Source organism: Streptomyces sp. NPDC058000 (assembly GCF_042886435.1).
In the GTDB taxonomy this organism is placed as follows: domain Bacteria; phylum Actinomycetota; class Actinomycetes; order Streptomycetales; family Streptomycetaceae; genus Streptomyces.
In genome coordinates, this window is sequence record NZ_JBHVQS010000011.1 from 133,809 (window position 1) to 147,157 (window position 13,349).

Consider the following 13,349-nt stretch of genomic DNA (forward strand, 5'->3'; position numbering starts at 1 on the left):
ATGGCCACCACCACAGCCCCCGTCCTGCTGCAGCAGCCGGCCTTCACCTGGCCGGGCGAGCTGGAGCCGGTGAAGGAGATCACCACGCGGGAACAGCTGGTAAAGCACCTGTACGCGGCGGCCCAGGTGGAGTTGTCCACCATCCCGCCGTACCTGTTCGCCGCCTACTCGATCAAGACCAAGGGGTACTCGCAGTGGGCCCCGGGCAAGGGGGCGCTGCGCACGCTGATCGGTGTCGCGATCGAGGAGATGCTCCACCTCTGCCTGGTCCGCAACGTGATGATCGGGATCGGCGCCGGTGACCGGATCAGGTTCTGCGACCAGAAGTTCGTCCCCACGTACCCGAGCGACCTGAAGCACCGCAAGCCGGACCTCAAGCTCGAACTGGCGCCGCTCTCCGACGCGTTGGTGCGGGACGTCTTCCTGGCCATCGAGAAGCCGTCCGTTCCGGTGCCCGAGCTCCTCTCCGCCGGACAGGTGCTGGAGGACGGCATCGTCTACGAGAACGAGGACGCCATCCAGTACGCCAGCATCGGCGAGCTGTACAAGCGGATCATCAAGGGGCTCGAAGACCTCTCCAAGTCAGGGAAGATCTCCTTCGGGACGGGGGAGGAGTTGGAGAAGCGGAAGCTCGTCCAGTACAAGCGCGCGTACTGGAACGAGTACGGCGGCGGCCGGACGATCGTGGTGGAGAACCTCGAAACCGCCAAGAAGGCCCTGAACACGGTCATCGACCAAGGGGAGGGGGCCGACCCGACGAAGGGCACGGTCCCGCTCGACCCGGCCAATCCGCGGCCCGGGCTGGAGGAGTACACGCACTACGTGCGCTTCCAGCGGATGCTGAAGCACATCGAGGGCATCGGCATCGTCGACGGCACGCGCGAGGGCAGCGTCAACATCGAGTCCGACGATGCCGTGCGGCACTACGCCGTCCCCAACCCGCACGTCGCCGACAAGAACATCACCGATGCGGCGAAGAAGCTGATGCGCCTGTTCAACGCCTCCTTCACGTACATGCTGCGCTTGCTGGACCAGCTGTACGCGACGCCCATGAACGACGTTGACGGCGATGGGCACAGCAACCGCTACCACATGGAGCGGGTCTTCATCGCGCTGATGCAGGGCGTCCTCTATCCCGTCGCCGAACTCATGATGAGACGGGCCACCGACGACAACGGACGGGCGGTGGGCCCGTCCTTCGAATTCCACACCTTCACCCTCGGCCACGGCGAAGACCTGCGGAAGGCGCTGGAGAAGCTCTGCGCGGACGCCATGGTCGACTTCCCGGAACTCGGCGGGGACGACGGCGTCGCCCGGCAGATCGAGCTCCTCTACCCCGGAATCACCGTGAGCTGAGCCGCCGGCCGTTACCGGTCGGCCGGGGGCGTAGGCGTCCGCCGCCTCACCACACGGGGCGGATCGGTCTGCGCGGTGCGATCCGGGTCAGGTCGCCGACCAGTGCGGCGAAGCGGGCCTCGCCCAGTGCCTCGCGCCACGGTGCGACGGCGGAGCGTGCCGCCTGATCCGCGGCGCGGGTGGCGGCCCGGCCGCGCTCGGTCAGTTCCAGGAGCCTGGCGCGTGCGTCGCTGGGGTGCGGGCGCCGGTCCAGGTAACCGGTGCGGACCAGGTCCGCGACGAGTTGGGCGGCGGCCTGTTTGGTCACGCCGAGGTGTTCGGCGAGGTCCGCGGTGGTGGCGTCGCCGGCGGCGATACGGGCGAACGCGAAGCCGTGCACCGGTCGGAGGTCCTCGAATCCCTGCTGGGAGACGCGGGTGTGGATCTCCTGCACCAGTTGGCCGGAGAGCGCGAGCACGAGCGCGGAGAGGGCGAGGGCGTCATCCATGCCTTGACTATAACTGGTCAAGCTGCTTGTCTATATGGACAAGTTGCTTGTCCATCTGGAGGTTGTCATGCCTTTCGTCCGCAGTGCGGAGACCGTCGTCCACGAGATCCACGGAGCCCGCTTCACCTCGTACCTCCGCCCGGCCACGGGCAGCCGGGACCTGGCCGGCTGGCGCGCCGAGATACCCGCCGGGACGGTCGCCCCCGCACACGTCATCAGTCATGAGGAGGCGTTCTACGTACTCTCCGGCCGGCCGGAGTTCACCATCGACGGCGAGACGGCCGAACTGGGCGCCGGCGACGCGGCGGTGGCCCCCGCCGGCTCCCGACTGTCGTTGAGCAACCACACCGACCGGACCGCGGAGATCTGGGTCACCACCCGCGTCGGCCTCAACGCCCGACTCGCCGACGGCAGCACCCTCACCCCACCGTGGGCCAACTAGGACTGCCTGGCAGCCCGGGGCGCCCCCGCGTGCGGCTGTAGGGCGGCGCGGTGGGCCGGCCGGGTGAGCCGCGGACGGCCTGCGGATGCGATCACCGGGGCGCCTGCTTAGCGTCGGGGTGGCCGCGCGTCGCACGTCAGGGGGAAGGCGGCGCGGCGTGCGGGCGCAGGTGCGCGCCGCCGCGCACGCGCGGGGACGGACATCGTTCTGGTGAGGAGACGCGTCATGCCCGCTCGTACGCTCAAGGACAAGGTCGTCGTGGTCGGCGGCGCCTCCAGGAACCTCGGTGGCCTGATCAGCCGACAGCTCGGCGAGCACGGCGCGAAGGTCGTGGTGCACTACAACAGCGACTCCTCCCGTTCCGGCGCGGAGGAGACGGCCGCCGCGGTCAAGCAGGCGGGCGGGGACGCGGTGACGCACCAGGCGGACCTGACGCGGGTGGCCGAGGTCGAGGGGCTCTTCGACGCGGCGATCGACGCGTTCGGGCGGGTGGACGCGAGCGTGAACACCGCGGGCATGGTGATCAAGAAGCCGATGGCCGAGACCTCGGAAGCCGAGTACGACCGGATGTTCGCGGTGAACTCCAAGGCCGCCTACTTCATGATGCGGGAGGCCGCCAAGCGCATCGACCGCGACGGCTCGATCGTCACCGTCGTCACCTCGCTACTGGCCGCCTACACCGGCCTGTACTCGGTCTACGCCGGCAGCAAGTCACCGGTCGAGCACTTCACCCGCGCCCTGTCGAAGGAACTCTTCGGCCGCAACATCAGCGTCAACAACATCGCCCCGGGCCCGATGGACACCCCGTTCTTCTACCCGGCCGAGACCGACGACTCCATCGCGTACCACAAGTCGTCTTCCATGAACGGTGAGTTGACCAAGATCGAGGACATCGCGCCCCATGTGATCTTCCTGCTCACCGACGGTTGGTGGCTCAACGGGCAGACCCTCTTCATCAACGGCGGGTACACGACGCGCTGACCTCGCCCCCAGATCGCCGGAACGGCTCCGCAACGCCCGCCAGGCTGGTTGACTCCAGGTGCGACGGAAGAGCGGGGAAACCCGCGCACCCATCACCACCCGAGGAAGACGAAGGCGCGGTATGCAGCCCGATCCCCTGGCACCGTTCCGCTGGTTGGCGGACGACCACAGCCCACTGGACAGCATCTTCTGTGTGTCCTTCTGCCGCGGGCTCGCCCCGGCGGAGGTCCTGCGCCGCTTCGGCGCCGACGCCCCACTGCCCGAACGGATGCGGTTCGTGGAACTCCTCGGCCGGGTCGGGGAGTTCGTCGAGCAGACCCAGGGCGGGGACGGCGGCGGCTACGTGGGTGTCGTGCAACTCGGTGACTGGAGCGTGGCCGTGGAGCCGTGGGGGTGGCGGGGCGCCCTGACGGAGGTGGCGACCGTACTGTCCGCGGCGGCGGAGTCCGTGACCGTCAGCCGGCACGACTACGCCGAGGACGATTTCGTCCACGCGGTGGACGGCGCCGTCGTGACCGCGTTCGCCCTCGGGGTGCCCGGTATGCGGCGCGGCAGCGCGCCGGACCGGCTGAACGCGGCCATGGCAGAGGTCGGCCTGGACCCGCGCCGGGAGACCCGGCGGTCCGAGCACCGGATCGCGGCCGCGTTCGCCCTGGCGGCCCAAGTCACCGGGGTGGCCTTCACCCCTGACGTCCTGGAGTCGCCGCTGCTCGTCGGTGACCTGCGGGGGCCGGCCGCCTGACGGCCGCGGCCCGCGACGGTCACCGACGTGTCTCCGGCCCGGTCCGCCTGCCGGTGGCGGCGCACCCACCCTCAGCCCTGCTCGGTCAGCCCTGTCCTGTCCCGTTCAGTTCGCCCGGTTCAGGAGGGTGGTGAGGATCGGACCCGGGTCCGTCCACAGCAGTGCGCCGCCCGCCCCCGGCACCAGGTGACGGCGCGCGCCGGGAATCCGGGTGGCGAGGAAGGCCCCGCGGTCGGGGGAGTGGCTGGTGTCGTGTTCTCCGTACCAGAGGTCGACCGGGACGGTGACACCCCCGAGGGGGAACGGCCAGCGGCCCATGGACAGCACGGTGTCGCGGGCGTACCCGGCGGCCGCTCCCCGGGCGAAGCCCTCGTCGAGGGCCCGGCGGTACGCGGTCGCGAACTGCGGGTCCTGATACACGGTCAGGTCGCACGCCGGGCTGTTTCCCCGTACCAGGTGCCACATCGCGTCCGCCGTGAACCCGCCGAAGAAGTCCTCGGCGGCGGCCGGGTCGGTCGCGGTGCGCTCGACGAGTTCCCGGACCTCCGGCGGTAGGGCGGCGGCGAACCCTGCCACCAGGGCCTCGTCGGCCACCGTGACGTCGTCCGCTGCCGGGACGACGGCCGCCGCGACCTCGTCCGCCCCCGAGACGACGGCCACCGCGGAGACCGCGCCCGCCGCCGCACAGGCCAGGGCGAACGGCGCGCCCTGCGAGTTGCCGACCACCGGCGGGCGTCCCAGGCCGCGCAGTGCCGCCAAGTGCCGTACGTCCGCGGCGAAATCGGCGAAGCTCCGGCCCGGGTGCGGGGTCGAGGCACCGAGTCCGGGCCGGTCCAGGGACACCAGTCGCAGCCCCCGGGCCGCCACCACGTCCGGGCCGAAACCGAGCCATCGGCTCGTCGCCGCCCCCGGGCACAGCAGTACCGGAACTCCGTCCTCCGGGCCCCACTCGGCCCACCCCAGCAACCGGCCGTCCGGCAGCCGGGTTTCACCGAGTCGGGCGGGGGCGGTGACATATCTGTTCATGATCACCATCATGCCGTCGGCGGCTCGCCGCGGCACCCGAGTTCCGGCGCACGACGACCGCGCGGAGGCGCCCCGGCACCCCTCAGCTGCGGTGGTGGTCGACGGGTCGGTCGACGGAGTCCATGAAGCGCAGCATCTTGTGGTTGATTTCGTCCGCGTGGTCGATCTGCGGTCCGTGGCCGGTGTCCGAGACGATTTCGGCTCGCGCTCCCGGTATCAGGCGCGGAACGCGCTCCAGTTGCCGCTTCGGGTGGACGAGCAGGCTGCGCTTGCCGAGTACCAGGTAGAGCGGGGTGCGGATGGTGGACAGTTCGCCCTCGGACAGGGGCAGCGGGGACGGGCGACGGATGCGGTACGCCCGGACGCTCGTCCTGACAAACCTGCGCAGCTCCGGTACGACGAGCACCGGCTGCTCCAGCCAGGCCGCCAGCCGTGGACGCAGTGCCTTGGGGGCGGAGGTCGCGAAGAGGCTGACGAAGATCCAGGCGAAGAAGCGCAGTCCGACCTTCTCCAGTCCGCCGGGGTCGAGCAGGGTGACCGAGGCGAGCCGGTCCGGCCCGCGGTGTGCCTGGTTGAGGGTGAGCCAGCCGCCGTAGGAGGAGCCGACCAGGTGGACGCGGTCGAGTCCGAGCGCGGCGAGCGTCTCGTCCAACCACTGTGCGGCGCGCTCGGGTTGGTGGATGGGGGCGCGCTGCACACTGCGTCCCGGGTCGCCCGGGGTGTCGATCGCGTACACCGGGCGGGCGGCGCTGAGGGCGGGGGTGTTCGGGTACCACATGGCGGAGCAGGATCCCGCGCCGTGCACGAGGACGACTGGGGTGCGGGACCGGGCGGCGGGGTCGGCCGGCTCGTACCGGTAGACGTGCGTGGTGCCGATGGAGGTCTCCACATCGTCCTCGGCGACCGCGGGCGCGCCCAGAGCGTAGAGCGCATCACAGGCCGCGAAGTAGCGGTCGCGCAAGGCGTCGCTCACGTAGCGGCCGACATCGGCCTGGGTACGGGTCGTGGTCTCGGACACGGCCACCTCCGGAAACGGTTGTTCGCGGTCTTCGTGATACGAACGTACCACGATCCTGGTACGGCTGTACCATAAAAATGGTCTGGCAGTGTCCAGTGCCCACACCGATGCGACTGACGAGGGAAAGACGCGACCGATGCCCAAGCGCGTGGACCATGCAGAGCGACGCAACGAGATCGCCGAGGCGCTCCTCCGGGTCGCCGGGCGACGCGGGCTGCACGCCGTGGGAATGCGGGACGTGGCGGCAGAGGCCGGCGTCTCACTGCGGCTGGTGCAGTACTACTTCGAGACCAAGGAGAAGCTGCTGCTGTACGGGCTGCAACGGCTGGCCGAGGGGTTCGGGGAACGGGTCGCCGCCCGGCTCCGGACCGCGGGGGAGGGCGGCGCCGGGCCGCGTGCGGTGATCGAAGCGCTCCTGATGACGTCGCTGCCGACCGACGAGGCGAGCCGCACCTTCCACCTCGTCTACACCTCGTACGCCGTGCTGGCCGTGACCGATCAGGCGCTCGCCGACCAGCCCTTCATCCAGAACCCCGACGCCGCCGAGGACACCTTGGCCGCACTCCTGCGACAGGCCCAGGAAGCGGACCTCACCCGGCCCGGGGTGGACGCGCGCAAGGAGGCGATCGGCCTGCTGGCCATGTCCGCGGGGCTCGGCACCAGCGTCCTGGTCGGCCAACGCAGCGCGCGGTCCGCCGCCGACGTCCTGGCCCACCAGCTGGACCGGATCTTCTTGGACGGCGGGGGAGGTTCGCCCGCCTAGGGCGTCCGCTGCGCTGTGTCCGCTCCCGCTCACCCTCCTTGTTGCCGTTCCTGCTCGCTCGTTGCCGTTCCTACTCGGCCGTGTCGTAGGACCGCCCTCCGTACACGCACAGCCCGTAGATGGCCAGGACGTCCAGCGCGATGATCATCACCGACCACACCGGGTAGGAGGGGACGAAGAACATCTGGGCGAAGGCGTTCAGACCCAGCACCGCGACGCCGAACCAACGGGCGGCTTCCGAACCTTTGGTGAGCACGCCGACGGCGGCTGCCGCCTGGAGGATCCCCAGGGCGAGCATCAACCAGCCGAACGCCTGCATGTCCCCCAGGACCAGGGAGACGTTGCCCACGAAGACATGGGAGTTGACGATCGCCGCGATGCCGTCGAGGCCGTTGAAGAGGGCCAGCAACGCCAACATGACCCCGGCGAACATCACCAGGCCGTGGCCTTTGCGGTCCGCTGGCCGTGGAGTGGTCGCGCTCCCGCCGTAGCCGGGGTGCGGCGTTCCGGTCGGGTGACCTGCTGCTGATGCCATGGAAACCTCCGTGATCGAGGGGCGGTGCGCCGATGCCGCGTCGGTGAAGCCCCCCGAAATCCCACGGACTTCGGCCGGCGGCGTCGCCACCACCAGGACGGTGACCCGGCGTCCGACGTCGGTGACCTCGGCGGTTCCGGCTCGGCAGCCGGCCGGGAACGTCGGGCGGGACAACCGCCAACTTCAGCGTGGCAGGGACGGTCCGGGGCCGCCACGCGAGACGCCGACCCGGCGCCGAGCGGGGCCGGGTCCACCGCCCCTCACTGCTGCGGGTGCCGCCACCGGGCGTCCACTTCCGCCCACTCCTTCTCCCACTGGGCATAGCGCCTGCGGTCCAGCAGGCGGACGGCGGCCTTCTCCGCGCCGAGGAGCAGCAGCCCGGTGCCGGACGCGACCACGGTGCCGGCCACGACGCTCTCGGCCAGCGAGTCCGTCGGGGTGCTGGGGTCCCGTACCAGCGTCCCGTTCCGGTCCAGCCAGACCGTCGTCCGGTCCCCGACGTGGACACCGGGCGCCACGGACGTCTCCCCCGTCCGCACGGTGCGGTCCGGGGCCGTCCAGCGCACGGTCATGTGGACCCGGCCCCCCGTGCCGGTCCCGCTGTCGACACTGATCCGGGTGGCGGGTTCCTTCGTCACCACCGCGGAAACGGGGCGCCACGTGGAGCTCTCCCGATGGGCCGCCGCGTCCACCGCGCTGCCGGCCGCCACTCCCGCGGCCGGGGCCGCAACGGCGATCAGCACGCCCGTGGCCAGGACGATCCAGGACTGCGCCACGTCCGTGCCCCGCCGCAGCGGGCCTTGCCGCCAGGGCGGACGGAGCTTCCCAAGAGGCATCAAGCACCCCCTTCGCCTGCTCTACGAGCGTCCCACATCTGGCGCGTCGGCCCCACACCACAGCGGGCGTCCCACCCTGCGGAACCGGTCGGGACAGCCGATCGTGGAGGAGGGGGAGCGGAACGTGTCGGCGGAAGAGACGAGGAGCCCGCCGGAAGCCCGACACGGGGCCGCCAGGAGTTTCCTGGAAGGGGAAGTCCCACGCGCGAAGGAGCCGTAGGGGGCCGTCGTGATCACCGCAGTGCGCCTGTCGGGGCGCCACGCCACGCGCTCGGCGAAGCCGGGGCCACCCCGGGAGCCGCCCAAGCCGCCGGCCGAGCCACGGGCCCCTGCCTGGCGGCCGTGGCTGCTGCCGATCATCCTGGTGGCGCTCTTCGTCATGCTGCTCAGCCGGGCGCACAACCCCTCGGGGACCTCCCTCACGTACAGCGCCTTCCTAGGGAAGGTGAACACCGGGCAGGTCAAGACCGTCGACATAGACGACAGGGGCGGCGTGCACGGGAAACTCAAGGACGGCCGGAAGTTCACCACCCAGATCCCCACCGCCCTCGGCAACACCGGCCTCGCCCAGCAACTGCGCGCGAAGAACGTCGACATCACCGCCTCCAGCGCCAACGGCGGCGGGAGCTGGGTGGGACCGTTGGCCGTCGTGCTGCTACCGCTGGTCCTCCTCGGCGCACTGTTCCTGTGGACCGGACGCCAGGCCGCGCGCAGCCTCACCGGAGGGCTCAGCAGCATCGGCCGCTCCCGCGCCAAGATCATCGAGGCCGAGCGCCCCACCACCCGCTTCGACGACGTCGCCGGGTACGAGGGGGTCAAGCAGGAGATCAGCGAGGTCGTGGACTTCCTGCGGCACCCCGAGCGGTACGCGGTGGTCGGCGCCACCGGGCCGCGCGGAGTGCTCATGGTCGGACCGCCCGGCACCGGCAAGACGCTGATCGCCCGGGCCGTCGCCGGCGAGGCGGCGGTGCCGTTCCTGTCGGTGACCGGATCGGCGTTCGTGGAAATGTTCGTGGGCGTCGGCGCCTCCCGGGTCCGCGACCTCTTCGAGGAGGCCCGCAAACGCGCCCCGTCGATCATCTTCATCGACGAGATCGACGCCGTCGGCAGCCGCCGCGGCGGCGTCCGGCTGGGCGGCAACGACGAACGCGAACAGACCCTCAACCAGCTCCTGGCCGAGATGGACGGCTTCGACCAGAGCAGCGGCATCGTGGTGCTCGCCGCCACCAACCGCCCCGAAGCCCTCGACCCGGCACTCCTGCGCCCCGGCCGCTTCGACCGGCACGTCACCGTCCCGCTGCCCAACCAGACCGAGCGGGCCGCGATCCTCGCCGTCCACGCCCGCGGCAAGAAACTGATCCCCGACGTGGACTGGAACGTGGTCGCCCGGGCCACCCCCGGCTTCTCCGGCGCCGACCTCGCCAACCTCGTCAACGAGGCCGCGATCCACGCCGTCCGCGCCGGCAACACCGTCATCTCCGCCCAGGACCTCGACGACGCCCGGGACCGCGTCCTGCTGGGACGCCGGGAGTCCTCCAACGCCCTGCTCCCCGAGGAACGCCACGCCGTCGCCGTCCACGAGTCCGGCCACGCCCTCGTGGCCGCGCTGTGCGAACACGCCGACCCGGTCGCCAAGGTGACCATCCTGCCGGCCGGCCCCACGCTGGGCGCCACCGAGCAACTCCCCGAAGCCGAGCGGCACCTCTACACCGAGGGCTACCTCACCGACCTGCTCACCGTCCGGCTCGGCGGCCGGGCCGCCGAACTCGTGGTCTTCGGCGAAGGCTCGACCGGCGCCGCCGACGACCTGGCCGGCGCCACCCAGATCGCCGGCCGCATGGTCCGCGACTTCGGCCTCTCACCGGCCCTCGGCCCGATCGGCTACGCCACCACGGGCGCCCTGCACCGGCTCGGCGACGAAGTCCCCGGCGACACCCTGCACCGTCCCTACTCCGAGCAGACCCAACGCCTCATCGACGAGGAGACCGCCCGCCTGGTCCGACAGGCCGAACAGCGCGCCACCACCCTGCTCCGCGACCACAGGTCGGCCCTGGAACACCTCGCCGACCTGCTGACCACGCGCGAGACGATCGACGGCCCGGTCGTCCACGACGTGCTACGGCAGCAGCCGGGAACCACCCCCGAAGGCCACGCCACCGGGCCCGCACACCCCCCGCCCTGACCCGACCGTCCGGCCGGGCCGGCCCCCCACGTTCACGGGGACACCGGGGAATCCGCGTACCGCAGCAACGCACCGGTGCCGTCCCGCAGCCGGAGTCGCCGCTCGGGGACGAGGACCAACTCCGCGCCCGTCCCCACCAGAGCCCGCGCCAGGGCGGCGTCGACCTGCTCCCGGCGGACCGTGCGCACACCGTATGACCGCAACTCGCCCTCCGACAGCGCCAGTTGCGCCGGCTCCGGCCCCACCCACAACCACCGCGGTGCCGAGCCGCCGCGGTCCGTGCGGAACAGCGCGCTGACCTGGCCGCGCTGGAGTGCCGACACGGTGTCCGGCAGCCCCTCGGCAGCCGCCCCGCGGTGCGCCCGCCGGGCCAGGAAGGCCCCCACCAGGAACTGGTCGTGCGCGGCCATCCGCCCGCGGAACAGGCGCTCCAACCGCAGCTCCAGCAGCGCGCGCCCCGGCCGCGGTGCGCCGCCCGAGTCGACCGCGACGACCCGGTCGCGCAGCCACGCGGGGAGTCGTCGGATCAGGATGCCGCGGGCCCAGGTGTCACCGGCCAGCACCAGCGCCTCGGCGTCGAGCCCGTGTGCCCGCGCCGCCAGCAGGAGGCCCAGCCGTTCCGCGGCGTGCGGCCAGTCGGCGACCGGAACCCGCGCGTCGAGCCGCTCACCAGGCGCGACCTTGGTCAGCGGCCACCAGCCGGCCTCGGCCTCGACGTGGACGGTGCCGGTGGCCTCCAGGGAATGGCGCCCCGTGTAGTGGACGTACCCGGCCAGGTACGGGATCTCCGGGGCGTGCTGGGCGATGAGGGGCATGGTGTCGGGCAGCGCACCGAAGTGGGCGGTGTCCCGGACGGGCGGATCCGGCAGTTCGCCCTGGAGCACCAGCGCGCCGTGCGCGGTGAACAGCGCCTGCCCGTGCGCCCCCGGGACGTCGGCATCGCAGCCCACCGTGCCCGCCACGGCGGTGATCGAGTCCGGATCGGCGCCCTCGGCCACCAAGGCGTCGCGCAGCCGTCGCCACCGCAGCGCGAGGGCGGCGTCCGGATCGGCGAGGGCGCCGTCCCGCGACGTGTCCACGTACACGGACGCGAACGGGCCCGGCTGTTTGTAGAGCGGTTCGAGGAAGGTCAGTCGCATCGCCACCACCATGACGACCTGACGGGGCCGCCGCCCCGCACCTCCAGCATGCGCCCGCCCCGGCCCCGGCGAGCGAGAATCGAGGTGAGGGCACCATTCCGCGTGCGGCCCTCGCCAGGGTCCGCACCCGTCCCGAGCTGGGAAGGTGAGGTCCGATGTTGTTCTGGTACGGCCATGGTGGCGGCGGGTGGGGTTGGCTGGCGGCCACGGTCGGCATGGTCCTGTTCTGGGCTTTGGTGATCACGGTCGGTGTGCTGATCTTCCGTGCCGTGCTCCGGCCGGGGCCGTCCGGCGAAGACGAGACGAGCCGTCGCCACCCCGGGTGGCGCCCCGGTGGCCCGCCATCCGGTGGGTCGCCCACGGCGGAACGGATCCTCGCCGAGCGGTACGCCCGCGGTGAGATCGAGGACGAGGAGTACCAGCGGCGGCTGGCCGTGCTCCGCTCCTCACCGGGCGGGCCGACCAAGTCCTCACCGGGCGGACCGACCAAGCCCGATGCGCCGGAAGCGTGACCTGGTGCACGGGCCCGTCGGGTCACGCTGAGCGCGTTCAGTGCAGGTTGGCCTTGAGCACCACGATGACCAGGCCGAGTACCAGGTTCACGGCGATCGAGAGGGCCACCAGGCGGCGCGAGGCACCGGCGCGGATCGCGGCCGCGGTGGCCCAGCCGATCTGCTCGGCCACGGCGACGGAGAGCGCGAACCACGCGGTCCCCGGTAGGTCCAGCCGCAGCAGCGGGCTGATCGCCACGGCCACGGCCGGTCCCACCGCCGCCTGCGCGATCGGCCACTCCTGACCCGCCACATGCCGGATCCGGTCCCACGTCAGGTACCGGTACGACGCCAGGTCACCGACGAGGCGGGCGTACGCGTGCGCCACCCAGAAGACCAGGCCGGTGATGAGCAGCAGGAGCACGAGCCCGGCCCGGGGGAACGGTCCGAACGCGGCGGTGCCGGCCACCACCGACGCGGCCTGGAGGGAGCCGTAGACCGCACCCCCGTAATCGGAGTGCGGCTCCTCCTGCCGCTGGGCGATGCCTCGGCCCGGATCGTCTGCCCGGTCGCCGGCGCCCTTACCGTCCGCCATGCCTCACAGGATCGCCGGGGACTCCCCGCCCCGCGCGGCGGGCACGTGGGGCGTGCGGACCATGGGGGTGAATGTTCGCCGCACCTCGGCCCGGGGCCTCAGCGACCGCCCTTCGGACCGCGGGGCACGGCGAAGGCGGTGAGCGTCGCGGTGCCCGGCGCCAGGCGGGCCCACCCGCCGGGCAGCGTCAGCACCGCCACCGCCGCCGTGGGGAACTTCCCGCGGGCCCGGGCGAGCGCGTCGTCGTCACCCCCGCCGGCCAGCGATACGACCAGGTCCTGCACGCCCGGCAGGTGGCCGATCAACAGCGCGGTCCGCCACCGGTCCGGCAGTGCGCGCACCACCTGGAGCAGGGTGGACGCGCTCGCCTGGTAGACCCGGGGCTCGAAGACCACTTCCGGAGTCGGCAGACCCGTAGGGGGCGTGCGGGTCGGGCGGAGTTCCGCGGCGACCCGATCCCAGGTCTCGCGGGTCCGCCGGGCCGTCGAGCAGATCACCACGTCGGGTGCGCAACGCTCCTGCCGCAGCCACCGGCCGGCCGCCGGCGCATCACGACGACCCCGGCCCGCGAGCGGACGCTCCTGATCGGGTACGCCCTCCGGCCAGGCCGATTTCGCGTGCCGCAGCACGATCAGGCGGGTAGCCACGGCAACGGAGGCAGGCATCGAACGGCTCCCTGGAGTAGGGCGATACCGGCAGGCTAACTCGGCCCGGGCACCGCACCGACCGTACGGACCCCGGCCCACCCCAGGACCC

The 13,349-nt window shown here is 72.1% G+C and carries 15 protein-coding genes; 7 read left to right on the forward strand and 8 right to left on the reverse strand.

From position 1 onward, the window contains the following. Complete coding sequence (locus ACFVT2_RS14680; RefSeq protein ID WP_390016850.1) at positions 1–1,356, forward strand: ferritin-like protein; 1,356 nt, start codon at positions 1–3, stop codon at positions 1,354–1,356. 46 nt (positions 1,357–1,402) lie between these two features. On the opposite strand, the gene ACFVT2_RS14685 is transcribed toward ACFVT2_RS14680, so the two are convergent. Further along, positions 1,403–1,843 (reverse strand): MarR family winged helix-turn-helix transcriptional regulator, encoded by a 441-nt coding sequence (locus ACFVT2_RS14685; RefSeq protein ID WP_390016853.1) that lies wholly within the window; start codon positions 1,841–1,843, stop codon positions 1,403–1,405. Between the two features lie 67 nt (positions 1,844–1,910). Here ACFVT2_RS14685 and ACFVT2_RS14690 point away from each other — a divergent pair, with 67 nt between their 5' ends. The 3 genes from ACFVT2_RS14690 to ACFVT2_RS14700 all read left to right on the forward strand — a co-directional run bounded on the left by ACFVT2_RS14690 (position 1,911) and on the right by ACFVT2_RS14700 (position 4,008). Beyond that, the gene (locus ACFVT2_RS14690) at positions 1,911–2,285 is read left to right on the forward strand and encodes a cupin domain-containing protein (protein WP_390016854.1); all 375 of its coding nucleotides are present in this window, start codon (positions 1,911–1,913) and stop codon (positions 2,283–2,285) included. 225 nt (positions 2,286–2,510) lie between these two features. Further along, positions 2,511–3,266 (forward strand): SDR family oxidoreductase, encoded by a 756-nt coding sequence (locus tag ACFVT2_RS14695; protein WP_390016857.1) that lies wholly within the window; start codon positions 2,511–2,513, stop codon positions 3,264–3,266. 121 nt (positions 3,267–3,387) lie between these two features. Then, positions 3,388–4,008 (forward strand): DUF6461 domain-containing protein, encoded by a 621-nt coding sequence (locus tag ACFVT2_RS14700; protein ID WP_390016859.1) that lies wholly within the window; start codon positions 3,388–3,390, stop codon positions 4,006–4,008. A gap of 105 nt (positions 4,009–4,113) precedes the next feature. Here ACFVT2_RS14700 and ACFVT2_RS14705 read toward each other — a convergent pair whose 3' ends face one another. Both ACFVT2_RS14705 and ACFVT2_RS14710 read right to left on the reverse strand, forming a co-directional pair. Then, positions 4,114–5,034, reverse strand: a complete 921-nt coding sequence (locus tag ACFVT2_RS14705; RefSeq protein ID WP_390016862.1) for an alpha/beta fold hydrolase — start codon at positions 5,032–5,034, stop codon at positions 4,114–4,116. 82 nt (positions 5,035–5,116) lie between these two features. Beyond that, positions 5,117–6,052: an alpha/beta fold hydrolase gene (locus ACFVT2_RS14710; protein WP_390016864.1), complete on the reverse strand. Its 936-nt coding sequence runs from the start codon at positions 6,050–6,052 to the stop codon at positions 5,117–5,119. A gap of 136 nt (positions 6,053–6,188) precedes the next feature. Between ACFVT2_RS14710 and ACFVT2_RS14715 the strand changes: the two genes are divergently transcribed. After that, the gene (locus ACFVT2_RS14715; RefSeq protein ID WP_390016866.1) at positions 6,189–6,815 is read left to right on the forward strand and encodes a TetR/AcrR family transcriptional regulator; all 627 of its coding nucleotides are present in this window, start codon (positions 6,189–6,191) and stop codon (positions 6,813–6,815) included. A 70-nt stretch (positions 6,816–6,885) separates the two neighbouring features. Here ACFVT2_RS14715 and ACFVT2_RS14720 read toward each other — a convergent pair whose 3' ends face one another. Then, entirely contained in the window at positions 6,886–7,350 is a 465-nt protein-coding gene (locus ACFVT2_RS14720) for a hypothetical protein (RefSeq protein ID WP_390016869.1), read from the reverse strand. Positions 7,351–7,610: 260 nt separating this feature from the next. Continuing rightward, on the reverse strand, positions 7,611–8,186 hold the full coding sequence (locus ACFVT2_RS14725) for a hypothetical protein (RefSeq protein ID WP_390016871.1): 576 nt from the start codon (positions 8,184–8,186) through the stop codon (positions 7,611–7,613). 229 nt (positions 8,187–8,415) lie between these two features. On the opposite strand from ACFVT2_RS14725, the gene ftsH reads away from it, so the two are divergent. Continuing rightward, on the forward strand, positions 8,416–10,368 hold the full coding sequence (ftsH, locus tag ACFVT2_RS14730) for an ATP-dependent zinc metalloprotease FtsH (protein WP_390016874.1): 1,953 nt from the start codon (positions 8,416–8,418) through the stop codon (positions 10,366–10,368). A gap of 32 nt (positions 10,369–10,400) precedes the next feature. Here the strand turns inward: ftsH and ACFVT2_RS14735 are convergent, their stop codons facing one another. After that, complete coding sequence (locus tag ACFVT2_RS14735; protein WP_390016876.1) at positions 10,401–11,507, reverse strand: hypothetical protein; 1,107 nt, start codon at positions 11,505–11,507, stop codon at positions 10,401–10,403. A gap of 155 nt (positions 11,508–11,662) precedes the next feature. On the opposite strand from ACFVT2_RS14735, the gene ACFVT2_RS14740 reads away from it, so the two are divergent. Then, positions 11,663–12,019, forward strand: coding sequence for an SHOCT domain-containing protein (locus ACFVT2_RS14740; RefSeq protein ID WP_390016879.1), 357 nt, complete (start codon positions 11,663–11,665; stop codon positions 12,017–12,019). Between the two features lie 37 nt (positions 12,020–12,056). Here the strand turns inward: ACFVT2_RS14740 and ACFVT2_RS14745 are convergent, their stop codons facing one another. Then, positions 12,057–12,593, reverse strand: a complete 537-nt coding sequence (locus tag ACFVT2_RS14745) for a hypothetical protein (RefSeq protein WP_390016882.1) — start codon at positions 12,591–12,593, stop codon at positions 12,057–12,059. A gap of 98 nt (positions 12,594–12,691) precedes the next feature. Continuing rightward, the gene (locus ACFVT2_RS14750; RefSeq protein ID WP_390016885.1) at positions 12,692–13,258 is read right to left on the reverse strand and encodes a SixA phosphatase family protein; all 567 of its coding nucleotides are present in this window, start codon (positions 13,256–13,258) and stop codon (positions 12,692–12,694) included. Positions 13,259–13,349 lie beyond the last annotated feature (91 nt).